This is a genomic window from Tractidigestivibacter sp. (assembly GCF_057241865.1).
Genome location: NZ_DBHHPX010000001.1, coordinates 128,009 through 152,037, shown reverse-complemented (window position 1 = coordinate 152,037; position 24,029 = coordinate 128,009). Strand labels below are relative to the sequence as shown.

Here is a 24,029-nt window from a genome sequence, read left to right as displayed (position 1 = left end):
CCGCACTATCGCCTTGGGCGCGCATACTCCCAACCTGTGCTTTCCGAACACTTAGCCACGGTTAAGCGTTCGGAATCTTCAGCCATAGCCATCAACTCGTAATAAATCGCCGGTTAGACCTGCCATACGCTCGAGAAATCCCTAAACGGCGCGAATGCGGATACAAAGCCATGCCGCCAAGGCAGCCCACTCACACCGGAACAACGCTATAGGCAGAAGCCCGCCACAACGCCGGAGGTAGTATTCGCTTGCCCCACCGAGGATGGGTAGCCCGTCTCGCTTGCCCTAAAGAAGTACGCGCTCGAGCTGGCGTCTGCGTAGTTCAATGGGTACGCAGAACGGTACCACCAGGGGCGAGCGGAACCACGGTACGTTAGTGCAAGGGCGCCAGACGTCCCCCCGGTCTCCCCGGTCACACCTGCTGCCGAGAAATACGCATACTGCGTGCCCTCGGCGTTGAGAACCTCGTCCAGGCCTGCCGTATAAGATATCTCGGAGGAAAACTCATCCTCGAACCAGGTAATCTGTCCACAGACCTCTACGGCAGAGAAGGCCCAGAGCGCGTCCTCCGTCTGTGTGACCGACGCCACATCAGAGGTCACGCCGGTATTGTTGGTCGGCTTCGAGACGCTCACGATGCGTGAGGAAAGGTCGTCCGGCAGAAGTGCGAGGCCATCGGAAGCGAGCCAGGCCCTAAGCGACGATGCCTCCCATCCGCCATCGCTTGTATTTGCGGACTCCATGGGCTGCTCGGCAAGCATGGAGACCATGAGCGTGATGCCCGCGACCCCGGAGCCATCTGCGCGCTGGTCATGGCGGAATCCGACAATTCGCGCGTAGGCCAGCGTGTTGTCATCGAGCACAACCTCGCGCGCATCCGAGACGGGAACCCCAAAGGCGTCTGCCAGGTTGTACTCACGGGCAATCTCGATGCCCTCCTCATCTGAAGCAGCGCAGGCGAGCTTTGCCGAGATCTGCGAGAGCTCATCCCAGGTGTAATCGGTAAACGCCTTGGGCCCCAAAGCCTGCGCAGGTGACGCATCCTGCGCGTCTGCCTGCCGCTGGGTCTCCCCAGCAGTGGTTTCCACCAAATTGGGAAACGCCCTCTCGACAAGCGGGCGAAGGTTGCCCGTCATGGCCAGTGCCAACACGCCCACGGCAAGCGCCACAAACACGCAGGCCACGACGAGAAGCCCCCGCCCCGTGCCCTTCTCTTTGCCGCGACTGTGCTTTCCAGCCATGCACCCTCCCAAGCCGTAAACCAGAACGTGAAGAGCCTACCAGAAAACCGTCCGCCAGAGATATCCGCCACCTCAATGCGCACGGGTCATGACGCCCTTCCACGAGCGTGGTACCGTGAGGTCCTCGAAGACGCGCACGGCATAGCGGTCGGTCATGCCCGAGACGTAGTCTGCCACCTGCACGTCCGGGTGGTCCGCATCGTGCTTGAGATACTCCTCGGGCACCTCATCCATGTGGACCACGAGGTAGTCGAACAGAAGCTCGATCATGCGCGAGGCCTTCGGCTCCTCCTCCTTGGCGTCGCCTTTGGTATACAGGGACTCGAAGAGGAAGGAGCGGAGCCGCATCATCGCGTCCCACACGCCATCCGACATGCGTATGTCACCAGCCTCGGCACTGCCAGCACAGATGTCTCGCACCATCGTGTCGATGCGCCCCGAAGAGCTGTCGCCGAGAAGCTCGCGCGGCGCCAGGGGAAGGTCGTTCTCGGTGAGAAGCCCCGCGCGCTCCGCATCGTCGATGTCGTGGCAGACGTAGGCAATCCTGTCTGCGCACGCCACAACCCTCCCCTCGAGCGTCTGGGCGCGCTTCGAGCCCGTGTGGCAGAGGATGCCGTCCCGAACCTCCCAGGTGAGGTTGAGGCCGCGACCGTCCTTCTCGAGACACTCGACTAGCCGCACGCTCTGCCTGTTGTGCCGGAAGAGGTGTTGAGCCGCCGTGGAACATGGATCGATGCCTCGATAGCGCGCGATGGCGTGCGAGAGGGCCTGCTCGCCGCAGTGGCCAAAGGGCGTGTGCCCAAGGTCGTGCCCGAGCGCAATGGCCTCCGTGAGGTCTTCGTTCAGCCCTAGCGCGCGCGAGATGGTGCGGGCAATTTGCGCGACCTCAAGCGTGTGCGTGAGTCGCGTGCGGTAGTGGTCGCCCTCGGGCGCGAGAAAGACCTGGGTCTTGTTGGCAAGCCTCCTAAAGCTCTTGCAGTGGAGGATTCGATCACGATCGCGCTGGTAGCAGGGCCTGAGGTAGTCCTCCTCCTCGGGGACGTCCCTCCCCTGTGACTGCGCGCTCCTTGCGGCGTGCTCGGAGAGCGCCTCCTCCTCGTAAGCGAGCTGGTCATCTCTGTCGTGAACCCTCATGAGAACCCCTTATGGGACAAACCCCTGTCAAGAAAATGGGGGGAGAGGCGCCAGGCCTCTCCCCCCATTGAGCTAGACGCGCATCAGCATCCACCGACTAGGCGACCTTGGCAGGACCGCCGTTGGAGTTGATCTTTGCCTGCGCGGCAGCAAGACGCGCGATGGGTACGCGGTACGGCGAGCAGGACACGTAGTCGAGGCCAAGGTCATAGTAGACCTGGATGGACTCGGGGTCGCCACCGGTCTCGCCGCAGACGCCGCAGACGATGTCGGGGTTGGCCTTGTGGCCACCCTCGACGCCCATCTGGACGAGCTTGGCAACGCCGGGGTCGACGGTCGCGAACGGGTTGCGCTTGACGATCTTCTTCTCGAGATAGAGCGGCATGAACGCAGACTCGACGTCGTCACGGGAGAACCCGAGGCAGGTCTGGGTGAGGTCGTTGGTGCCGAAGGAGAAGAAGTCGGCGTGCTTGCCGATCTCGTCGGCAGTGATGGCAGCGCGAGGGAGCTCAATCATGGTGCCGATGGGGATCTCGAGCTTGACGCCAGTCTCCTCCTCGACCTCCTTGAGGGTCTTCTCGACGCCGGCACGGACGAGCTCGATCTCGGTCTCGAAGGCGACGAGCGGGATCATGATCTCGGGCTTGGGGTCGAAGCCCTCCTTCTTGAGTTCGGCAGCAGCGCCCGCGATGGCGCGGACCTGCATGACGTTGAGCTCGGGGTACACGATGCCCAGGCGGCAGCCGCGGAGGCCGAGCATGGGGTTGGCCTCCTGGAAGGAGTCCAGCTTGGCGAGAAGGGCGCGCTTCTCGGTGCAGTCCTTGCCGGTGCACTCCTCCTTGGCAATCTCGACCTCGAGGTCACGCGGGCTGTCGAGGAACTCGTGCAGGGGCGGATCGAGCAGGCGCACGATGACGGTCTTGCCGTCCATGGCCTTGAACATGCCGAGGAAGTCGCCCTTCTGGGCCTCGCCAAGCTTCTTGAGGGAATCCTGCTTGACGTCGTCGGACTCAGCGAGGATGAAGTTCTGGATGAGCTGCTTGCGCTCGCCAAGGAACATGTGCTCGGTACGGTCGAGACCGATGCCCTCGGCGCCGTTGTCGGCAGAGAGCTGGGCGTCGGCGGGGTTGTCGGCGTTTGCGCGGACGCCGATCACGCGGCCACACGAAGGATCCTTGCGGACCTCGTCTGCCCAGTCGAGGATGGTCTCGAGGTCGCCGCCGAGTTCGGGGCGGACCAGGGGCACCTCGCCCAGGATGACGTCACCCGTGGTGCCGTCGATGGAGACGATGTCGCCCTCGTGGAGGATGACGTCGGTACCTGCGACCTTGCACTCCTTGTTGGGTGCGTCGATGTGGAGGGCCTCGACGCCGCAGACGCAGGGGGCGCCCATGCCACGGGCGATGACGGCCGCGTGGGACGTCTTGCCGCCGTGGGACGTGAGGATGCCCTCAGCAGCGACCATGCCCTTGAGGTCATCGGGCGTGGTCTCCCAGCGCACGAGGATGGAGGGCTTGCCGGCCTCCCTGAAGGCCTCCGCGTCGGCAGAGGAGAAGACGACGGCACCGGTGGCGGCACCAGGGGAGGCGTTCAGGCCCTTGGCGAGGACCTCGTACTTGGCCTTGGGGTCGAACTGCGGGTGCAGGAGCTGGTCGAGCTGCTCTGGAGCGACGCGCATGACGGCGGTCTCGCGGGAGATGCGACCCTCCTCGTACATCTGGATGGCGACCTTGAGCGCGGAGAGCGCCGTGCGCTTGCCGACGCGGGTCTGGAGCATCCAGAGCTTGCCCTCCTGGATGGTGAACTCGAGGTCCATCATGTCGGCGTAGTGATCCTCGAGGATCTCGAAGACGTGATAGAGCTCCTTGCCAGCCTCCTCGAGACCAGGGGTCTTGGGAAGGTCGGAGATGGGCTCGGTGTTGCGGATGCCGGCAACGACGTCCTCGCCCTGTGCGTTCACCAGGAAGTCGCCATAGCGCTCGTTGGTGCCGTCGGCGGGGTTGCGGGTGAACGCGACGCCGGTAGCCGAGGTGTCGCCCATGTTGCCGAAGACCATGCACTGGACGTTGACTGCGGTGCCGAGGTCATCGGGGATCTTGTTCTGCTTGCGGTAGAGGATGGCGCGCGGGGTGTTCCAAGATCCAAAGACGGCCTGCTCAGCAAGACGCAGCTGGAGGTACGGGTCGTGCGGGAACACGGGCTTGCCGTCAACGACGACCTCGGGGTACTTCACGGGGTCGACGTTATCGGAGAAGATCTGCTTGAACGTGACGACGAGGTCCTTGAGGTCGTCGGCGTTGAGCTCGGTGTCGAGCTTCACGCCGCGCTCGGCCTTCTTTGCGTTGATGGCGTCCTCGAAGAGCTGGCCGTCGACGCCCATGACAACGCCCGAGAACATCTGGACGAAGCGGCGATAGGAGTCATAGCCAAAGCGGGGGTTGCCGGTCTTCTTGATGAGACCCTGGACGGAATCGTCGTTAAGACCGAGGTTCAGGACCGTATCCATCATGCCGGGCATGGAGAACGGGGCGCCGGAACGGACGGAGACGAGCAGCGGGTCGTCCTTGTCGCCAAGCCTCTTGCCCATGCGCTTCTCGAGATCCTTGCGGTAGACGTCAATCTCGTCGAGAACGCCGTCGGGCCAGACGTTGCCAGCGGACGAATAAGCGACGCAGGTCTGGCAGGTGATGGAGAACCCCGGAGGAACGGGGAGGCCTATGTTGGCCATCTCCGCCAGGTTGGCGCCCTTGCCGCCGGTGATCCACTTCGCCTCGTCGACGGCAGAACCGGCAACTTCGGTCACGTTGTTGCCGTTCTCGTCCTTTCCGAAGCGGTACACGTGCTTCTCAGACATTTCACTCCCCTGTTCGAATAACCAGACACGCCTCGTGGCGCGCACTCACATCGGATGCCCAGGCTCGGGCTACCGCAGCGCTCAATTTTAAACAGACCAATTTCCAACGGACGCCAAATTCAAGTACCAACCGGTGGACGGGAAAATAAGCCGGTGAACGGACGGAAAATGGGGACAGACGTTAGTCCAGCTCCCTGAACGGAGTGCACCCTGATTGGCTGACGCTACTCGTTCTCTGCGGGACGCCCAGAGTACGTGGCACCAATCGCGTGGCTCGGCTCCTCGCCCGTAAGTGTCGAGATGACCGTGACGGCAGGCCCCAGAAGGTCGATGGAGGGAATGCCCCTCCTGTCGAGCTCGCGGCGAATCTCGCGGCGAAGCTGGCCGTTTGCAAAGGTGTGGAAGACGGCGCTGGGCCTGTCGGAGTCGAAGTTCTTGTCGAAGTAGTCTCGGACCTGCTCGACGCTCTCGACGCCTGACACGCGGATAATCTCGACGGAGCCATCGCCAAACTGTGCGGCTGCGGCTTCCACAACGGCCTTTGCAGTCTCGCCACGTGCGTCAGAGAGCACGTAGATGGCGGGGACAACGTGGCTGAAGACATCGTCGTCCAGATCAAGTTTCCTCATAGTCGATCCTCCCAAATGACGCAATCGTGTGGGGACGTTGCAGCAAGTGTAACCGCTCTTGCACTACTTTCGCTTCGAAAGTGCGCCAATATCGGCGACGTCACCAAAGACTCCAGCGAAACGGTTAAGAAGGCGAAGCCTATTGTCCCTCACGGACGGGTCGGAATCCATCACGAGGACGTCGGTGAAGAAGCGGTCGATGGGTGCGCGCAGATCCGCCAGCGCCTCGCAGGCACCAGCAAAGTCGCCAGACCCAAGGGCAGAGGAGACGGCCTTCTCGCCCTCCTCACAGGCAGCGAGAAGCGCCTTCTCGGCATTTCCCAGAAGGTGCTCGTCAACCTCGGTGCCAAGCGCGGCGTCGGCGAGGTGAGCGGCGCGGGCATAGGCCGTGGCGAGGTCTTCGAAGAGCTCGGGGCTCTCGGAGCGGGCGTGGTCAAGGGCTGCCGCGCGGCGAACGAACTCGTCGGGGTCGATGACGCCAATGGCACTCACGGCCTCGATGGCGTCGGGTGCGATCCCCTCATCCTTGGCGATGGCAGCAAGGCGACCCTGGAAGAAGGAGGCCACGGCCGCGGCTACGGCATCCGCGTCGAAGGCAATGCCCTGCTCGGCGTAAGACGAGAGCGCAAGGTTGATGAGAGGACGCAGGTGGACGGCAGGAAGCGTGCGCAGCATGGCAATCACACCGATGGCAGCGCGGCGCACGGCGAAGGGATCGGAGGAGCCCGTAGGCGGCTCGTCGATGGCAAAGATGCCGCAGGCGGTGTCGAGCTTATCGGCAATGGCCACACACTTGCCTGCAAGGCCAGAGGGAAGCTCGTCGCCGGCAAAGCGAGGGCGATAGTGCTCGCGGATGGCGTCACAGACCTCCTGGGGCTCGCCTGCGGCCTTTGCATAGTAGCCGCCCATAACGCCCTGCTGGTTGGTGAACTCGACCACGGCCTGGCTCACGAGGTCTGCCTTGGCGAGATGCGCGGCGCGCCTTGCGAGCCCGCAGGCCTTCTCGTCTGCGCCGGCGGACTGTGCCACCGCAGAGGCAAGGACCTCCATGCGGGAGACCTTCTGACGCACGGTGCCGAGCCTCTCCTGGAAGACGACGGTACCAAGGCGCTCCACGAACTCGTCCATGGGCACCTTCAGGTCCTCCTCGTAGAAGAACTTGGCATCGTCGAGGCGGGCGCGGACAACACGTTCGTTGCCGTCGGCCACGGTCGCTGAGACCTTGGGGTCGGCGTTGGAGACAACCACGAACTCGCGCGTGAGGTTGCCCTCGCCGTCGTAGACGGGGAAGTAGCGCTGGTTCGAAAGCATGGACTCGCAGATGATCTCGTGCGGGACCTTGAGGAACTCCTCGTCGAAGGTGCCGACAAGGACCGTCGGCCACTCGCAGAGGTTCACGACCTCATCGAGCGTGCGCTTGGGCGTGTCAACGTGGGAGCCAGGGCGCTCTGCCTCGACCTGCCGGACGCCCTCGAGGATGGCCGCGCGGCGCTCGCCCTCGAGCAGCACGCCATTCTCGCGCAGTACATCGGCGTAGACCGCGGGACTTTCTACCCTGTGGTCCCCTGGCCCCAGCACACGGTGCCCGCATGTGGTGCCGGAGCTTGTGACGTCGGCATAGCTTACGGGGACGACCTCGTTGCCGAGAAGGGCGCAGATCCACCGGATGGGACGCACAAAGGTCTGGTGCTCGGAGCCCCAGCGCTGGCTTCTGTAGTTGGGCCACTCGATTGAGCCGATGACCCGCTCAGAGAGGGCCGAGAGGATGGGCGCGGCAGGTCGGGCATCCACGTGCTTCTCGGCAAAGACGTACTCCCGGCCGTCGGTGTCCACGCGACGTGCGAGCCCGGATGCGTCAACGCCAAACTTGCGGGCAAAGCCCTGGGCGGCCTTGGTGGGTGCACCGGTAGCGTCAAACGCGATGCTTGCCGCCGGGCCACGCCTGACCTCATTGAGCTCGTCGGTGGCAGGGGCGACGTCGTGGACGCGCGCTACGAGCCTACGCGGAGACTGGTGGGTCTCCACGTTGCCGTGCGCAAGGCCCGCCTCGTCAAGACCCTTGCGCATCAGGTCACCAAGCTGCACCACGGCGTGGCTCAGCGGGGCGGACGGCATCTCCTCGCAGCCTATCTCGAGCAGGAAGTCCCTCGTCTCGGCCATCTAGGCCACCTCCCCCTTCTTGGCGGGCGCGCTCTTCTCGCCAGCGACCTCGGCGAGGTAGGCCTCGCAGCATTCCTTGGCAACGGTGCGGACGCGCAGGATGTAGTTGGCACGCTCCGTGGCGGAGATTGCCCCGCGGGAGTCAAGCAGGTTAAACGCATGGCTGCACTTCATCACGCAGTCGTAGGCGGGAAGCGGCAGGTGGGCGTCCAGGCAGGAGTGGCATTCGGCCTCGTACTCGTCGAACTTCTCGCGCATGAGGTCAACGTTCGCCACCTCAAAGTTGTAGGAAGAGAACTCGCGCTCGTTCTCGTAGAAGACGTCTCCGTAGGTCATGGGGGTGCCGTCGGGCAGGTAGCTCCACGTGATGTCATAGACGGAGTTCACACCCTGCGCATACATGGCAATGCGCTCGAGACCGTAGGTGATCTCTGCCGGCACCGGGTCAACCTCGATGCCACCGACCTGCTGGAAGTAGGTGAACTGCGTGACCTCCATGCCATCCATCCACACCTCCCAGCCAAGGCCCCAGGCACCCAGCGTCGGGCTCTCCCAGTCGTCCTCGACAAAGCGCACGTCGTGCTCGGCAGGGTCAAGGCCAATGGCGGCAAGAGAGCCAAGGTAGAGGTCTTGGGAGTCGATTGGCGAGGGCTTGAGGAGCACCTGGAACTGATAATAGTGCTGCAGGCGGTTGGGGTTCTCGCCATAGCGGCCGTCAGCGGGGCGGCGGCACGGCTGCGGATAGCAGGTCCGCCAGGCAGCAGGACCGAGCGAGCGCAGAAGCGTAGCCGTGTGGAATGTTCCCGCGCCCACCTCTGAGTCGTATGGCTGCATGACGGTACAGCCCTTGTCGGCCCAGTAATGCTCAAGGGCGAGAATCGTGTCTTGGAACGTCAGCGGGCTTTCGCTCATATCTGTCCTTCCTCCTGACGGGGGTCGCGACGCAGACGCTACAGCGCCCTCGCGTCTGAGATCGGTCAATAGATGCAGAGTATCTTCGATGTCACGGCACTCACCCTCACCGCGCCAAAGTAGCGCGAGTCGAGCGAGTTGGTGCGATTGTCACCCATGACCCAGACGCAGCCATCCGGGACCGTGTAGGGGTAGGCAATGCCCGCAGAGCCAGCCTGGTCCGAGAGTGAGTAGCTGGGTTTGCCAAGCGTATAGGAGGACTCGTCGAGCTGGGTGCCGTCTACATAGACGTTGCCGTCACGCAGGTCGACGGTCTGCCCCGCCACGGCAATGACGCGCTTCACCAGGGTGGTACCGGGCTCACGGGGACTCTCGAAGGTCACGATGTCGCCCGCCCTGGGCGACTCCCAGTTGAGAGAGACCTTCTCGCCAAGGAGCAGGTCGCCCTCCTGGATGGTCTCGAGCATCGAGCCCGAGGGCACCTCGTAGACCTCCACGACAAAGGTGCGCAGGAGAAGCGCCACACCAAGTGCCACGAGTATGGTCACGACGATATCGAGAAGGCCTCCGTGCCTCTCTTTGGTGGGACCCTTGGCCACGCTATTCGCCTCCTGTTGCAGAACCATCATCGCCAGGCTCGTGCGGAGCCTGGCCCTCCCCCATCACGCGACGGGCGAGCTCCCACTCCTCATCCGAGAGCCCCGCGCCATCGAGCAGGTCGGGACGCCATCGAGCGGTGCGCTCAATGGCGCTTCTCCTGCGCCATGCGTCCACGGCGCCGTGGTCGCCGGAAAGCAGGACCTCCGGCACACGCAGGCCATCGTAGTCCGCGGGCCTCGTATACTGCGCATATTCGAGAAGCCCACCAGAGAAGGACTCGTCCTGCGCGCTCATCTCGTCACCGAGAGCCCCGGGGAGAAGCCTCACGATGGCGTCGATGGCCACGAGGGCGGGGAGCTCCCCGCCCGTAAGGACATAGTCCCCAAGCGAGAGCACATCGTCTGCCAGGCTATAGGCCCGCTCGTCCATACCCTCGTAGCGGCCGCATACAAAGAGGAGTCGCTCCTCTTTGGCCAAGCGGGCGGCTGTCGCCTCGTCAAAGCGCGTACCACAGGGCGAGAAGAACACGACGTGCGGGGCACACTCCCCACGCGAGGAGAGGCCCTGCACCGCCTCGAAGATGGGCGCGGGCTTCATGAGCATGCCCTGCCCTCCCCCAAAGGGAGCGTCATCCACCGTTCGATGGCGGTCATGCGTCCAGTCGCGAAGGTCATGCGCGGTAAACGAGAAGATGCCCCTCGCCTGTGCCCGCCCCATGATCGACGCATCGAGGTAGGGCGAGAAGACTCCTGGAAAAACGGAGAGGGTCTCGATGATCACTGGTCCCCGCCCCCATCGACGAGGCCGGAGGGGGTGCGCACCGCAATGGGGCCATTGTCGGGAACCTCGGAGACCACCTCGTCCACGACGGGTACGAGGACCTCGCCAAAGGGACCCTCGATAACCCAGACGTCGTTGGCTGGGCCAACCATGACCTCGCCGATGGTTCCGAGGAAGCCGAGTCTCTCGTCTTCCACCTCACGCCCAAGGAGCGCCTCGGCGTCATGAAGCGCCACGTCGTCAGGAAGGTCGCACTCTCGAGCCAGGAGGTAGCGTCCGCGCAGGGCATCGGCCCCCTCGATGCCGCCCACCCCAGAGAGCGAGACGAGCTGGCCACGAGGCCCGTCGCTCACACTTGCGACCACATGCGACCTAGGGCCCTTAAGGCGGGGCGGCACCACGAAGACCTCGAGGCCCTCGCGAACAAGAGGGGGAAGGCCGTGAACGGCAACCGTCACGACCTCCCCCCCTCTTCCGTGCGACTTCTCTACACGGGCTATGACTCTGTAGCGATCCCGCAAGGTTGCCTAGCCTACGACCTCGACCTCGACAGAAGTCCCCACGCGCTGCCCCAGGGCACGCGCGAGGGTACGGATGGCTTTGATGGTACGGCCCTTACGGCCGATGACCCTGCCGGCATCCGCCTCGGCGCAGGTGACCTCGATGAGCGCACCCTCGTCGCCGTCGGTCACGTCAAGTGACACGGCGCCCTCATTGTCAACGAGACCGCAGACGATGTACTCGACGAGGTCGGCGACCTTGTCAGAGGGAATCTCCTGCTCCTCGTTGACCTCGTCGTTCATGGTGTCATCCATTGTGGAACGCCCCTACTCGGCAGCGGCCTCAGCAGCCTCCTCGGCTGCCTTGGCAGCCTTGGCAGCGGCCTTCTTGGAGATCTTGGTCTTCTTCTCGACGACGGGCTGACCGTTGCGGACAACGTCGATGAGGTGAGAGACGGAGTTGGTTGGCTGAGCACCCTTGGTGATCCAAGCGTCGACCTTCTCGAGGTCGATCTCGATGGTCTTGGGGTTGGTCAGGGGGTTGTAGCGACCCACCTGCTCGATGTAACGGCCATCGCGAGGCATGCGGCTGTCCGCAACGACGATGCGATAGTACGGGCGCTTCTTGGCACCGTGACGGGCCAGACGAATCTTAACTGCCAATGAAAACTCCTCCATACGAGCGGTGCCCTGGTGTGGTGTCATGGCTGCACCGCATAGCCACATAGCAACAAGACATTCTACGCCCACGTGGCATGTGCGCAAGTTGCAGATTTTGTGAACCAAGGGTCAACGAGCTGTATCAGCTTTGAATTTAAGCGGGATTTAAGTCTCACAACGTACGATTATGCAGGCAAGGCACAAGTGAAGGAGGACCCCATGAACGTTCTCGTTGTCGAAGATGAGCGAAACCTCGCCGACGCCATTGTCCGTATCCTCTCCGATGCGGGCTACAACGCCGAGGCTGTCTACGATGGCACGTCTGGCCTGTCAAGCGCAAAGAGCGGCCTTTATGACGCAATCATCCTTGATGTGATGCTGCCTGGCATGAACGGCTACGACGTGGTGCACGAGCTCCGTCGTGCAGACATCTCGACGCCAGTCCTCATGCTTACGGCACTCAACTCCACCGAGGACAAGGTCGAGGGCCTTGATGCCGGTGCCGATGACTACATGACGAAGCCCTTCGAGGCCCAGGAGCTCCTCGCCCGCCTGAGGGCAGTCACTCGCCGCAAGGGCGAGGTCATGATTGACGAGATCAAGTTTGCCGACCTCACGCTGGACCTCACGACGCACGACCTCTCTTGCGGAGACAAGAGGATCCACCTCTCGGGTAAGGAGTTCGAGCTCATGCGCATGCTCATGAGCGCCTCCTCGCGCGTCATTTCGAAGCAGGACCTCCTCACGAGGGTCTGGGGTGCCGATGCGGAGGCCTCGGAGAACTCCGTTGAGGCCTACGTCTCCTTCCTGCGCAAGAAGCTCAACCACGTTGGCTCCAAGGTCCAGATCACCACGCTCAGGATGCTTGGCTACAGGCTGGAGCTCTTCGAGGACTAGCGACGGGGCCTGCCGGGCGGTTAGGGGGGATGCCAGGGATGCTTCAGAAGCTTCGCAGGGAGTTCGTGGTCATCACCATGGCGCTCGTAGGCCTGGTGCTTGTGGTTGCGCTCGGTTCCACGCTGGTGAGCGGCTACATCAACCAGACAAACATGGTCAACACAGCGCTCACCCGCGGACTCACGGGCGACCTTGACTTTACGCCGCATTTTGGGGAGCCCGATGGCGACAAGGACTCGCATGGGACCAACTTGCTCACGCTCTCCGCCGACGTCTCAACCGACGGCACGATAATCGCCAAGAGTTCCTACTACATCGACCCCGACATCCTCACGCAAATCATCTCCGAGGTGCTTTCGTCGAGCGAGGACTCTGGCTACAACCCCCAGCTTCGCCTCTCGTGGATGCGCGCCCAAAACAGTACGGGATGGCGCATCTCGATCGTTGACACGCAGTATGTGGAATCCTCGCTCGCCAGGCAGACCATGACCGACGTCGTCATTGTCCTCGTCTCCATGGTCGTGCTCTTCCTCATTGTCTGGGTGCTCTCGGCGTGGATCTTGAAGCCAATCCAGAAGTCGTGGGAATCTCAGCGACGCTTTGTCTCGGACGCGTCGCACGAGCTCAAGACGCCCTTGGCGGTAATCCTTGCAAACACGCAGATATTGCTCGACGACCCACGCATGCCGCCAGACACAAGGACATGGGTCGAGAGCACCAATGACGAAGCGACCCACATGAAGGCGCTTGTCGAGGACCTGCTCACGCTTGCGCGCACCGACGAGGCCCAGGCAGACGGGGCAAAGCGCGTCCTGGCTCTCGAGAATATCGACTTCTCGGAGGTCGTGGACGAGTGCGCCATCGAGTTCGATGCCGTGGCGTATGAGCGCGGCAGCTCCATCGAGAAGGACATCGAGCCCAACATCTATCTGCAGGGAGACCGTACGCAGCTTGCACGTGCCGTGCGCACCCTCATCGACAATGCGACCAAGTACGCCATCAAAGGCACTGTCGTCAATGTGCAACTTAGGAAGGCCGACAAGCACGCGGTGCTTACGGTAAACAACGCGAGCGCCCCGATGGGCCCCGATGACCTCGAGCACATCTTCGACCGCTTCTATCGCTCGGACAAGGCGCGCAGCCGCGAGGAGACCGGCGGCTTTGGGCTGGGGCTTGCCATCTGCAAGGGAATCATTGACGCTCACGGCGGCTCCATCAAGGCCACAAGCACCGTTGAGAAGGGCACCACGTTCACGGTCACCCTATAATCGGGGCATGGACGAGCATTCACATGACATTCTCGAGTGGGACGGTCCGGCCATAGGCCTCATGGACCTCGATGCCTTCTTTGCCTCGGTCGAGCAGCTCGACCATCCGGAGTGGCGAGGGCTGCCTGTGATAGTTGGCGGCTCGGCAGACCACCGCGGCGTGGTCTCCACGGCATCCTACGAGGCGAGACGCTATGGCGTCCACTCGGCCATGCCATCAGCCCAGGCTAGAAGGCTCTGCCCCAACGCCATCTGGACGCACGGCAACTTCACGCGCTATCGCGAGGTGAGCGCGGCCGTGATGGGCATCCTCTCCGCCGAGACCCCACGCGTCGAGCAGGTCTCCATCGATGAGGCATTCTTCGACGTGACGCCAGGGCGCTTCTCGCGCGAGAGCCCCCTCGAGATTTGCCGCCGCATCCAGGCACGCGTTTCCGCCCTTGGCGTGAGCTGCTCCATTGGCCTTGGCATCAACAAGACGGTCGCAAAAATTGCTTCCGATAGGGACAAGCCACGCGGGCTTACCGTGGTCTTTCCTGGTACGGAGGAAGCGTTTCTCGCCCCACTGCCCGTAAGCACCATGAGCGGCGTTGGCCCAGCCACCGAAAAACGCCTGGTGGCCATGGGAATCCAGGTGCTTGGCGACCTTGCGAAGGCGAGCCCGGTTAAGCTCGAGCGCACATTTGGCGTCATGGGCCCTCGTATGGCAGTAAGGGCAGCCGGACTCGAGCGGAGCGTTGTGGCCGAACGTGCTAAGCCCGAGGAGGCCAAGTCCGTCTCGAACGAGCGGACCTTCGACCACGACCTCACGACGGGGGACGAGGTGCGTGCGGCCATACTCCACATCTCGTCGATGACGGGAAGGCGCCTGCGAAGGCGTGGGCTCACAGGCGGGACGGTCACGCTCAAGCTCCGCTACGCCGACCTCCACGTGCGCACAGCACAGCGGCAGCTCTCCTCGCCAACCAATGACGAGCACGTCTTTGGCCCCGTCGCTGTAAGACTTCTGGAGGGGCTCTGGCAGGAGGGTACGCCCGTGCGCCTCGTGGGCGTGGGAATCTCTGACTTCTCTGGGGCCCACGGGCGGCAGATGGGGCTCTTCGACGAGGCTGCAGCCGAAGACGGCCATGCCCACGACCACGCAGCCCTCTCGCAGCTCACAGACGCCCTACGCGACCGCTTTGGCGATGACGCGGTGAGCTATGGGCGAGACCTGCGCTTCAAGGATCGCACCACGGGTACGGCTCCCATGGGGAAAAACGACGACTGAGCGTGAGACAGGCCGTCCTACTCAGCGGCCTCTGCTGCCTCACCCGTGTTGTCTGCGGCATCTCCAAGATCCATTTCGACCTCGGGGGCATCTCCCCAGAGCTTCTCCAGGCGATAGAAGTCACGGGTCTCGGGCTTGAAGACGTGCACAACGACGCTGCCAAAGTCGATGAGAACCCAGTTCCTGCCCTCGCGCCCCTCAGTCGAGACTGCCATGGCGCCGCAATTGGTGCGAACCTTCTCGCGAATCTCGTCGACAATGGCGTCAGACTGGGGGTTGCTCGTGGCAGAGCAGATCACAAAATAGTCGCAGACGTCCGTCTTGGCCGTAAGATCGAGAACAACGATGTCCTGTGCCTTCTTGGAGTCTGCCGCCATGCTGGCGACGCGTGCAATTTCATACGGTGTTACCGACATGTCTCTCTCCCGTTAAGCGCCACTGCCAGCCCTGGCGGCGGCGAGCTTGTTGTATGTATCGATGGTACCCGGCCAGAGGTACCGTGAGCCTTTGAGCACGTAGATAATGCCACCAACAAAAGAATCCCAGAAGAGGTCCGGAAGAGCCACCTTGCCCACAAGTGCGCGCGTCTCCTCGATTCCAGGGCTCTTTTGTCTTAGGGGCTCAATGCCATCCGCCACAAAGAGCACCATGTCGAGCGGGCTCATCTCCGGAGCGGCGGTCGTGTGGACCTCGATGGCATGCCAGACCTCGGAAGGGACTTCGGGGTAGCGCACGGGCAGGTCCCGGGCCGCAACAATGCCGTGGAGCAGGGGCACAACCAGGACAGGGTCGACGCCCATGTCGACGCCGAGCTCGCGGGCACGAGCAAGGACCTGCTCGGACGTAAGGGCCTTATCCCAGTCATGGAGAGTCCCTGCCAGCCTGGCCTCGAACGGATCGGCCCCATAGGCCAAGGCCAGCCCCTCGGCACATGACGCAACCGAGAGCGAGTGCGCAAGGCGATGCTTCTTGCGTTCGAGCTGGATTGCAAGATCGGCCTCCAGACGAGCGATGAGAGACCGCTGGGCCTCGCTGTAGCCAGGCTCACGATGGTGTACGACCTCTTCGTACCCCGTCACGCAACCACCTCCGAGGTGTGGCCGTAGCGGTTGGTTGCGGTCCCATAGAGGCCGCGTTTGTGGAGGTATCCCGTCACGGGATCTGGCGTGAGGTAGCGAAGGCTCTGACCCGCCCTGACGCGGTCGCGCAGGTGGCTTGAGGAGATGGCCAGGGCGGGAACGGAGAGGTACGTCACGTCAAAGCTCAGGCCCGAGGCGTCGATGGCATCCCAGGCACGGTCGAGGTCATAGCCCGGCCGCGTCGCCGCAACCAGATGCGCGAGGCGGGCGATGTCGGCAGTGTCACGCCACCTGACTATCTCGGTGATGGCATCCGCTCCGGTGATGAAGTAGAACTCGACGTTTTCCGGGTAAAACTCGCGAAGGAGACGCAGGGTGTCCGCCGTGTAGGTGACGCCCTCACGATCGATCTCGAAGCGCGAGGCAACGAAGTGCGGATTGTCGGCCGTTGCAAGAAGCGTCATGGCATAGCGGTCCTCGCCCGAGCTCACGCTGCGGTCCTGCTTGAAGGCAGGCTTTCCCGCAGGCATGAAGACCACCAGGTCAAGCGCAAGATCGTCGAAGGCCTGCTCGGCCGCCACAAGGTGCCCGTTGTGGATGGGGTCAAAGGTGCCGCCCATGATACCCAGGCGATAGATGCGGCCATCGTCTGTTCCGAGCACCGGAAGGTCGCGCTCCCTCAGGGTTCCCACGTCGACGCTCATCGTACCTGGCCATCCCCTCGCACGACGTACTTGGTGGTGGTGAGAGCCGAGGCACCCATGGGGCCGCGGGCATGCAGCTTCTGGGTGGAGATGCCAATCTCGCCACCCAGACCAAAGACGCCCCCGTCCGTGAAGCGCGTGGACGCGTTAGCATAGACCACCGCAGCGTCAACGCCTGCGAGAAACGCCTCGCAGGCATCGTAGGAGTCGCTCACAATGGCCTCGGAGTGGCCGGTGCCGTAGCGGTTGATGTGGGCGATGGCCTCGGCCACGTCCTGGACGCACTTGACGCTCATCTTGAGGTCGAGGTACTCCCTACCCCAGTCATCCTCGGCCGCCTTGCCCATGGGAACCTCGCAGCCAGCGGCGATCTTGCACGCAAGAGCATCGCCCACAAGCTCCACGCCACGCTCGTCAAGCGCCACAAGGACAGGCGGCAGCAGCCTCTCGGCGGCGCAGGCATCGACGAGAAGCGACTCGGCAGCGTTGCAGACGCCAGGCCTTGAGCACTTGGCGTTGACAACAATGCCTACGGCCTTCTCAGCGTTGGCTTCGCCGTGAAGGTAGATGTGGCAGTTGCCGATGCCCGTCTCGATTACGGGAACCGTGGCGTTCTCCACGCAGTAGCGGATGAGTGAGGCGCCACCGCGCGGGATGAGGACGTCTACGAGTCCCGTGGCGTGGACAAGCTCCGAGGTCTGGGTGTGCTCGGCATCATCTTCGACGTACTGGATGGCGTCGGCAGGAAGCCCCGCCTCTACAAGGGCGTCACGGCAGCAGGCAGCAAGTGCCATGCAGGACTCGCAAGCTGCAGCACCGCCCTTAAGGACGCAGGCGTTACCCGCGCGAACGCATAGCCCAAAGGCATCGGCCGTGACGTTGGGCCTTGCCTCGTAGATCATGGCGACCACGCCCATGGGAACCGATATGCGCTCAACACGCACACCCGAGTCGAGCGTGCGCCCCCAGCTCACACGACCCAGGGGGTCCTCCTGACGCGACATCTCCTCGAGGGAAGACGAGATGGCCTCAAGTCGGTCGGCGTCCAGCAGGAGCCTGTCAAGCAGGGGGGCAGGCATGCCTGCCTTGCGGGAGCGCTCCATATCCCTGGCGTTGGCCGAGGCGATAGCATCGTTTCGTTCGCGGATGAGCCGCGCCGCAGCACGAATGGCAGCGGACCTCTTGGCGGCGGAGGCTTGCCCAAGCGTGTGCGAGGCCTCTCTTGCGAGCTCCGCCTTTGTTCGAGCCTCTGACATTGGGTAGCTCCCTTCCGAGCCATGGCAGTTATCGATATCGTACCAGCACGGGGCCGGTCATCGCATGCGGCAAATGCTAGAAGACGAGCAGCTCGTCGCGATGCACTGCGGGCTGCGCGGCCTCCGGACCCAGGAAGCGGGCAATGACATCGAGCTTGAGGCCCCTCACGCGTGACATGTCCTCGGAGGAGTAACGCACGGCACCCCGGCCGAGGAGCGTTCCCGAGAGGTCGCACACGTCCACCACGTCACCCGCGACATACGCACCACGGGTCTCGACGACGCCAACGGGAAGGACGGAGGCGCCTCGCTCTGTAACAGCCCGAGCCGCCCCGTCGTCCAGAACGAGGGTGCCACGCACGACCTCGGCAAGGCCTATCCAAAGCTTGCGCCCGAGCTCGTGCGACGCCTCCTTGGTGCCAGCCTCAAAACGCGTACCCACCCCCGTGCCGTGAACGGCGTCGAGAAGGGTCCTGTCGTTTCTCCCGCGGCAGATGACCATGGGGATGCCGGCTGCGAGCATGGCACGACCAGCACGCACCTTGGAGGCCATGCCACCCGTGCCATAGCTGGTGCCCGTGCCTCCGGCCATTGACGAGACGCGCCCGTCTACCTCGCACACGCGCTCGACGAGCTTGGCCGTGGAGTCTGTCTGCGGGTTTGCGGTATAAAGGCCGTCGACGTCCGACAGGACCACATAGAGGTCAGCCGAGACAAGGCCGGCCACGATGGCACCGAGCATGTCGTTGTCACCAAAGGCGAACTCGGCAACGGAGACGGTATCGTTCTCGTTGACCACGGGCATGGCGCCAAGCTCGACGAGGCGCATAAGGGTGTTGCGCGCGTTGAGGTAGGCTTCTCGGTCGACAACGTCACGCCTCGTGAGAAGAACCTGGCCGCAGGGGATGCCGCGCTCGGCGAGAACGTCTGCGTAGGCCTCGGTGAGCTTTGCCTGCCCAGCAGCTGCGCACGCCTGCAGCGTCACGGTGTCTGTGGGCCTCTCGGCCAGGCCGAGTTCCTCTTGTCCTGCCGCTGCGGCGCCTGAGGAGACAAGGACGACCTGCGTCCCCTCGCGGGCAAGCTCGACCACCTGGTCGCAGAGTGAGCGGATGAAGCCGCGGTCGAGAGCACCCGTCTCATCCACAAGGGTGGACGAGCCGACCTTAGCGACTACGAGCGAGGGGGCCTGCGACATCAGTCGTCACCCCCGTCATCACGCACGTCGGGCTCGCCCTCGACAAGCTCGGCAAAGTCATCCTCGGCGGACTCGCCCTCATACGTGAAGGCAAGATCGAGGATGCGCACCTCGTCTCCGGGCCTGCAGCCGGCTTTCCCAAGGCGGTCATCAAGGCCAGACCGGTCAAAGCGATGCTGCAGGTACGCCACGGCCTCATCGTTGTCCCAATCGGTCTGGATGGCCATGCGCTCGATGGCCGCGCCGCTCACGCGCCAGGCATTCGGGCCCTCGCGAGTAATGGAGATGGTGCGGTCTCTCTTCTGGCGGCGGCGCTCCCATTGTGCAGACGCCTCGACAGCCTCGCCCGTGGGCGCAGGCATCTCGGTACGGAGCTTTGCCACGGCATCCGCAGTTGCGCTCACCATGGCATCGATGCCCTCACCGGTTACCGCAGAGATTGCATAGAAGGGGTGCCCATCGGCTACGGCAGCCTCGCGAAGGGCGCACGCGGCATCCTCGGTACCCGGCATGTCGCACTTGTTGGCGATCACGATCTGCGGGCGCTCCGCAAGCTCGGACGCGTAGGCGGCAAGCTCGGCGTTGATGGTGTGATAGTCGTCAACGGCCCCTCGCCCCTCAAAGCCTCCCGTCACGTCAACGACATGCAGGATGAGGGCCGTGCGTTCGATATGGCGCAGGAACTCGTGACCGAGTCCCTTGCCCCCTGATGCACCCTCGATAAGGCCAGGAACGTCGGCGCAGACAAATGAGCGTCCATCACGGGCACGGGCTACGCCAAGGTTAGGGACAAGCGTGGTGAAGGGGTACTCGGCAATCTTGGGCCGAGCGGCTGAGATGCGAGCGATGATCGAGCTCTTCCCCACCGAAGGCATGCCCACAAGGGCTGCGTCGGCCATGAGCTTCATCTCGAGCTCGATCCAGTGCTCCTGAGCGGGCTCGCCCTTTTCGGCAAACGCAGGCGCACGGCGCACCGGCGTCACGAAATGGGTGTTGCCAAGGCCACCCATGCCACCTGGCGCCACGACCACACGCTCGCCCGGACGCGTGAGATCGGCAATCTGGTAGACCGGCTTTTGCGTGAAGGGATCAAGCTCACGCACAACCGTGCCCAAGGGGACGTGCAGGATGAGGTCGGCACCGTCTTTGCCATGCATGCGCTTGCCCTGGCCGTGGATGCCCCTCTCGGCCTTGAAGTGGTGCTTGTAGCGGTAGTCGATGAGAGACGAAAGCTGTGGGTCCGCCTCGACGATGACGTCTCCGCCATGCCCTCCGTCACCGCCGTCGGGCCCGCCCTTGGGAACGTGCGCCTCGCGGCGGAACGACATGCAGCCGGCACCGCCGTCGCCGCCTTTTACGTTTATGTGACACAGGTCTGTGAATGTGACCATGCTTTTCCTCCTAAGCCACCCCCGATAGTACGGCAACTCGCAGGGGGACGTGTGAGAGGTGCCCATATAAAACAGGCCCCGCCGAAGCGGGGCCCAGTCTGCCCTATAGCCCTATAGTATGCGCCACTATTCGGTGATGACGTTGACGACGTGCTTCCTGCCCTTCTTGAACTGCACGACGCCATCGGCGAGAGCGAAGAGGGTGTCATCCTTGCCACGGCCAACGTTGTTGCCGGGGGTGATGTGGGTGCCGCGCTGCCGAACGATAATCTGACCGGTCTTGATGGCCTGACCGCCATAGATCTTCACGCCAAGGCGCTGCGCGTGGGAGTCACGGCCGTTGCGGGATGAGCCGAGGCCTTTCTTGTGTGCCATAAGTGCTACCTGCCTAACTGAAGTGGACGGAGTGGTTGAGGCTACGCGGTTGGGAGCTCGGAGATCCTCAGCTTGGTGAGGTTCTGACGGTGACCCTTGGTGCGGTGGTAGCGCTTGCGCTTCTTGAACTTGAAGACGAGGAGCTTCTCGCCCTTGTGCTGGTCGACGACCTCGGCGGTGACCTTCTTGTCCTCGAGGGCGGCAGGGTCAACGATGGTCTTCTCGCCGTCGTTCAGAAGGAGAACGTCGAGCTGGACCGAATCGCCAGGCTGCGCGTCGAGCTTCTCGACGTCGAGGACGTCGCCCTTGGCGACCTTATACTGCTTGCCACCAGTTGCTACGATTGCGTACATGTGTGTAACCCTTCATTGCTGGCATGAGTGCAACAGTAAGCTATCTTACTAGCCGCGCGGGAAACCGTCAACGAAAAATCGTCTTGACCTGCGGTGCCGCAAGGGAAACCGAATCGGGAACCATGGCCTGGCACTTTTCCGCACAACCTTAGTAAGTCTAGCCTGCTTGTTGCCCTTGGCAAAAGCCACTACATTGGCTCCACAAGACTCCCATCTTCGGCCTCGTGCCACTGCCCAAGCCTACAAACCGAGATGGCGGGCATGGGGACCCCAGCCTCCCGTGCTGCCTCGGAGATGAGAATGGCAGGCCTAAGCGACCCCTCCTCAGTGGAGCGACAATCCAAGAGAAAGCCGTTCGAGCTTGGACGGGCCTCGACCGAGACGAGCGTGCGCGTGAGGTCCACGCGCTTCTCCTTCTCGCCGCGCAGATAGGTGAAGCTCCCCCTTGCTCGCACGGCACCGATGCCCCATGCCAGCGCATCGGTGCTTGTCTCGTCAATCACAGTGACGCTCCACAGAGATCGCGTGAGCCACGCCTCAAGGGCAGGCAGCCCATAGGGAACGTACGCCGAGGCAGTGGGCGCCAAAAGACTGGGGCTCGATGCGGCAAGCTCCTCCAATACCTCCTCGGGATCGAGCTCCTCAGTGAGGAAGAGGTCGAAGTACTCCCCCATCGAGGCCGCACCCACGGGGAGCGCCTGCGAGAACTGCAGGCGCATGCGACGCGCAAAGCCATTCCCCACCGCAAAGGGCAGCTGCGAGCGCCTAACGCTCCTGTTGATGGTGTTGATGACCTCGAGGTGGCCGAGATGCGCCAGGCGACCGTCCTTGCGATACCTCACGCGGAGGCGGTGCTGGTTGAGCCTGCTGTTGGTGATGGCGGCGGTGTTGATCATGCGCGCTCGCCCCACACGACGTTGCCGACGCCAAGCGTTGGGCACACGCCACAGCCGACGCAGGATTCGCGGGTGCAGTCCGGCGTGGTAACGCCCTGGGCGGCGCGGCGCCACTCGCGCTGCAGGAAGCCCTTCGAGACGCCGGGAGAGGTGTGGTCCCATGGGAGCCGCGCGTCGAGAGGAAATCCCTCCGAGGCAATGGAAGGCAGGTCGTAGCCCAGATCGGCCGCGGCGGCCTCCCAGTTCTCGTAGTGGAATTCGCTCGTCCACGCATCAAAGCGGCAGCCGTGGCGCCAGGCGGCCATCACAAGGTCGAAGCCGGCGCGCCCCATCTTCGAGAGCGCCCCCTCGACAAGTGAGGTTCTGGGGTCGTGGTAGGAGATCTTCGCGTCGTGGTCGGTGTTTGCCCCCAGAAGAAGCCGTGCGCGACGCTCCACCTCGGCCACTTCGAGCTGCCCCGCCCACTGGAAGGGCGTGTAGGCCTTGGGCACAAATACCGCGACAGACGCCGACACCTGCACCTTGCTCTTCTTGCCGCGCCCCACAACCCGATGCCCAATCTCGAGCACGCGGTGCACGGCGGCGGGAATGGCGAGGATGTCTTCGTCCGTCTCGGTGGGGAGACCCATCATGAAGTAGAGCTTGACGCGACGCCAGCCGTTCTCGAAGGCGTTGGTCGCAGCTCGCTCGAGGTCCCCCTCGGTCACGTTCTTGTTGATCACGTCGCGGAGGCGCTGCGTGCCCGCCTCGGGCGCGAACGTGAGGCCACCTCGCCTGGAGCCGGAGACCGCGTTTGCCATCTCCACCCCAAAGGAGTCCAGACGCTGCGAGGGGATGGAGACCCTAATGCCCCGGCCCGAGAGCTGCCGGTCAAGCTCGTGCAGCATGGGGGCGCACTGGGAGTGGTCTGTGGTCGAGAGCGACGTGAGCGAGAGCTCGTCATAGCCCGTCTCGGCAAGGCCGTGCCTGCCTGCTTCCACAACTTGCTCCATGGGCCTCTCGCGCACGGGACGATAGGTCATGCCTGCCTGGCAGAAACGGCACCCGCGGGCACACCCGCGCAGCACCTCGATGGCAAGACGGTCCTGAACGATGCCCATATAGGGAACGATGCGCTCGGCGCAGGCCGGCATAGACGAAAGGTCCGCCACGCAGCGCTTGACGACAACCGCAGGTGCGCCGGTACCAGGCTTGGGAACCGCATAGCCCCACCTGGTTGACGTCTTGTCAATAACTATGTCGTATAGGGCGGGGACGTAGACGCCCTGGATCTGCGAGAGCGCCAGGAGGATGCCTTCGCGAGAAGACCCGGCGGCACGACCGTCTCGCACGCATGCGGCCATCTCGACGATGGCATCCTCGCCGTCTCCGAGAAGGATGGCATCGAACATGGGGGCGAGGGGTTCCGCATTCCACACGGAGGGCCCGCCTGCGATGACGATTGCGTCATCCTCGGTGCGCTCGTCTGCGCGAACCGGAATGCCTGCAAGGTCAAGCGTCTCGACGATGTTTGTGACAACCAACTCGTGGGCCAGCGTAAAGCCCACAAGGTCGAAGGAGGCCACCGGCGCCGCAGACTCAAGCGCCAGCAGCGGTACGCGTCGCTCGCGCATAAGGTCTGCCATGTCATGCCACGGGAGGTAGCACCTCTCGCAGGAGATGCCCTCCGCCGCATTGAGGGCATCGTAGAGGATGGCGATGCCGAGGTTTGGCTGGCCAACCTCATAGGCGTCAGGGTAGATAAGGCAGGCGTGGAAGGGACCGGGTTGGTCCTCGATGGCGCCCCACTCGTGATCTAAGTAGCGCGAGGGCTTCTCGACCAGGGGCAGCAGGGGCTCAATGAGTCTGAAGAGGTCCTCTCGGGCTTGGCGCAAG

At 63.4% G+C, this 24,029-nt stretch carries 24 protein-coding genes; 3 read left to right on the top strand and 21 right to left on the bottom strand.

Annotated elements, in window-relative coordinates; all coding sequences use genetic code 11:
• Nucleotides 1-206: 206 nt before the first annotated feature.
• From ACO59D_RS00695 to rpsP, 11 genes are all read right to left on the bottom strand, one after another.
• A complete protein-coding gene (locus tag ACO59D_RS00695) occupies nt 207-1,241 on the bottom strand; it encodes a DUF6273 domain-containing protein (RefSeq protein WP_485125347.1) in 1,035 nt (344 codons plus the stop codon).
• Nucleotides 1,242-1,313: 72 nt separating this feature from the next.
• Nucleotides 1,314-2,375 (bottom strand): deoxyguanosinetriphosphate triphosphohydrolase, encoded by a 1,062-nt coding sequence (locus ACO59D_RS00690; RefSeq protein ID WP_485125346.1) that lies wholly within the window; start codon nt 2,373-2,375, stop codon nt 1,314-1,316.
• Between the two features lie 97 nt (nt 2,376-2,472).
• Nucleotides 2,473-5,229, bottom strand: coding sequence for a pyruvate, phosphate dikinase (gene ppdK / locus ACO59D_RS00685; protein ID WP_485125345.1), 2,757 nt, complete (start codon nt 5,227-5,229; stop codon nt 2,473-2,475).
• A 224-nt stretch (nt 5,230-5,453) separates the two neighbouring features.
• A complete protein-coding gene (locus ACO59D_RS00680) occupies nt 5,454-5,858 on the bottom strand; it encodes a kinase/pyrophosphorylase (protein ID WP_485125344.1) in 405 nt (134 codons plus the stop codon).
• Between the two features lie 63 nt (nt 5,859-5,921).
• Nucleotides 5,922-8,018: a glycine--tRNA ligase subunit beta gene (gene glyS, locus ACO59D_RS00675; protein WP_485125343.1), complete on the bottom strand. Its 2,097-nt coding sequence runs from the start codon at nt 8,016-8,018 to the stop codon at nt 5,922-5,924.
• Nucleotides 8,019-8,930 carry a glycine--tRNA ligase subunit alpha gene (locus ACO59D_RS00670; RefSeq protein WP_485125342.1) on the bottom strand — a complete coding sequence of 304 codons (912 nt, stop codon included), beginning with the start codon at nt 8,928-8,930 and terminating at the stop codon, nt 8,019-8,021.
• A gap of 65 nt (nt 8,931-8,995) precedes the next feature.
• Nucleotides 8,996-9,529, bottom strand: coding sequence for a signal peptidase I (gene lepB / locus ACO59D_RS00665; RefSeq protein WP_242622204.1), 534 nt, complete (start codon nt 9,527-9,529; stop codon nt 8,996-8,998).
• A 1-nt stretch (nt 9,530) separates the two neighbouring features.
• Complete coding sequence (trmD, locus tag ACO59D_RS00660; protein WP_130812137.1) at nt 9,531-10,310, bottom strand: tRNA (guanosine(37)-N1)-methyltransferase TrmD; 780 nt, start codon at nt 10,308-10,310, stop codon at nt 9,531-9,533.
• Nucleotides 10,307-10,768, bottom strand: coding sequence for a ribosome maturation factor RimM (locus ACO59D_RS00655; protein ID WP_242622205.1), 462 nt, complete (start codon nt 10,766-10,768; stop codon nt 10,307-10,309). Before ACO59D_RS00655 ends, trmD begins: the two co-directional genes overlap by 4 nt.
• Before the next feature lie 69 nt (nt 10,769-10,837).
• Nucleotides 10,838-11,125, bottom strand: coding sequence for a KH domain-containing protein (locus ACO59D_RS00650; protein ID WP_242622206.1), 288 nt, complete (start codon nt 11,123-11,125; stop codon nt 10,838-10,840).
• A 12-nt stretch (nt 11,126-11,137) separates the two neighbouring features.
• Nucleotides 11,138-11,473, bottom strand: coding sequence for a 30S ribosomal protein S16 (rpsP, locus tag ACO59D_RS00645; protein ID WP_485125341.1), 336 nt, complete (start codon nt 11,471-11,473; stop codon nt 11,138-11,140).
• Nucleotides 11,474-11,689: 216 nt separating this feature from the next.
• On the opposite strand from rpsP, the gene ACO59D_RS00640 reads away from it, so the two are divergent.
• From ACO59D_RS00640 to dinB, 3 genes are read left to right on the top strand one after another with little or no spacing between them, the layout of a single operon-like run.
• Nucleotides 11,690-12,367, top strand: a complete 678-nt coding sequence (locus ACO59D_RS00640) for a response regulator transcription factor (RefSeq protein WP_130812140.1) — start codon at nt 11,690-11,692, stop codon at nt 12,365-12,367.
• A 38-nt stretch (nt 12,368-12,405) separates the two neighbouring features.
• On the top strand, nt 12,406-13,635 hold the full coding sequence (locus ACO59D_RS00635; RefSeq protein WP_485125340.1) for a sensor histidine kinase: 1,230 nt from the start codon (nt 12,406-12,408) through the stop codon (nt 13,633-13,635).
• 7 nt (nt 13,636-13,642) lie between these two features.
• Nucleotides 13,643-14,905, top strand: a complete 1,263-nt coding sequence (dinB, locus tag ACO59D_RS00630; RefSeq protein ID WP_485125339.1) for a DNA polymerase IV — start codon at nt 13,643-13,645, stop codon at nt 14,903-14,905.
• Nucleotides 14,906-14,922: 17 nt separating this feature from the next.
• Here the strand turns inward: dinB and rsfS are convergent, their stop codons facing one another.
• From rsfS to ACO59D_RS00580, 10 genes are all read right to left on the bottom strand, one after another.
• Nucleotides 14,923-15,321 carry a ribosome silencing factor gene (gene rsfS / locus ACO59D_RS00625; RefSeq protein ID WP_485125338.1) on the bottom strand — a complete coding sequence of 133 codons (399 nt, stop codon included), beginning with the start codon at nt 15,319-15,321 and terminating at the stop codon, nt 14,923-14,925.
• A 12-nt stretch (nt 15,322-15,333) separates the two neighbouring features.
• Entirely contained in the window at nt 15,334-15,984 is a 651-nt protein-coding gene (gene yqeK, locus ACO59D_RS00620) for a bis(5'-nucleosyl)-tetraphosphatase (symmetrical) YqeK (RefSeq protein WP_485125337.1), read from the bottom strand.
• Nucleotides 15,981-16,688 (bottom strand): nicotinate-nucleotide adenylyltransferase, encoded by a 708-nt coding sequence (gene nadD / locus ACO59D_RS00615; RefSeq protein ID WP_130812145.1) that lies wholly within the window; start codon nt 16,686-16,688, stop codon nt 15,981-15,983. The genes yqeK and nadD overlap by 4 nt, the downstream gene beginning before the upstream one ends.
• A complete protein-coding gene (locus ACO59D_RS00610; RefSeq protein WP_485125336.1) occupies nt 16,685-17,944 on the bottom strand; it encodes a glutamate-5-semialdehyde dehydrogenase in 1,260 nt (419 codons plus the stop codon). The genes nadD and ACO59D_RS00610 overlap by 4 nt, the downstream gene beginning before the upstream one ends.
• 76 nt (nt 17,945-18,020) lie before the next feature.
• The gene (gene proB / locus ACO59D_RS00605) at nt 18,021-19,139 is read right to left on the bottom strand and encodes a glutamate 5-kinase (RefSeq protein ID WP_485125335.1); all 1,119 of its coding nucleotides are present in this window, start codon (nt 19,137-19,139) and stop codon (nt 18,021-18,023) included.
• Nucleotides 19,139-20,530, bottom strand: a complete 1,392-nt coding sequence (gene obgE, locus ACO59D_RS00600; RefSeq protein WP_485125334.1) for a GTPase ObgE — start codon at nt 20,528-20,530, stop codon at nt 19,139-19,141. The genes proB and obgE overlap by 1 nt, the downstream gene beginning before the upstream one ends.
• 126 nt (nt 20,531-20,656) lie before the next feature.
• Entirely contained in the window at nt 20,657-20,905 is a 249-nt protein-coding gene (gene rpmA / locus ACO59D_RS00595; protein ID WP_485125333.1) for a 50S ribosomal protein L27, read from the bottom strand.
• Nucleotides 20,906-20,946: 41 nt separating this feature from the next.
• The gene (rplU, locus tag ACO59D_RS00590) at nt 20,947-21,258 is read right to left on the bottom strand and encodes a 50S ribosomal protein L21 (protein ID WP_485125332.1); all 312 of its coding nucleotides are present in this window, start codon (nt 21,256-21,258) and stop codon (nt 20,947-20,949) included.
• 188 nt (nt 21,259-21,446) lie between these two features.
• The gene (locus ACO59D_RS00585) at nt 21,447-22,154 is read right to left on the bottom strand and encodes a TIGR03936 family radical SAM-associated protein (RefSeq protein ID WP_485125331.1); all 708 of its coding nucleotides are present in this window, start codon (nt 22,152-22,154) and stop codon (nt 21,447-21,449) included.
• A complete protein-coding gene (locus tag ACO59D_RS00580; RefSeq protein ID WP_485125330.1) occupies nt 22,151-24,028 on the bottom strand; it encodes a TIGR03960 family B12-binding radical SAM protein in 1,878 nt (625 codons plus the stop codon). Before ACO59D_RS00580 ends, ACO59D_RS00585 begins: the two co-directional genes overlap by 4 nt.
• Nucleotide 24,029: the final 1 nt, after the last annotated feature.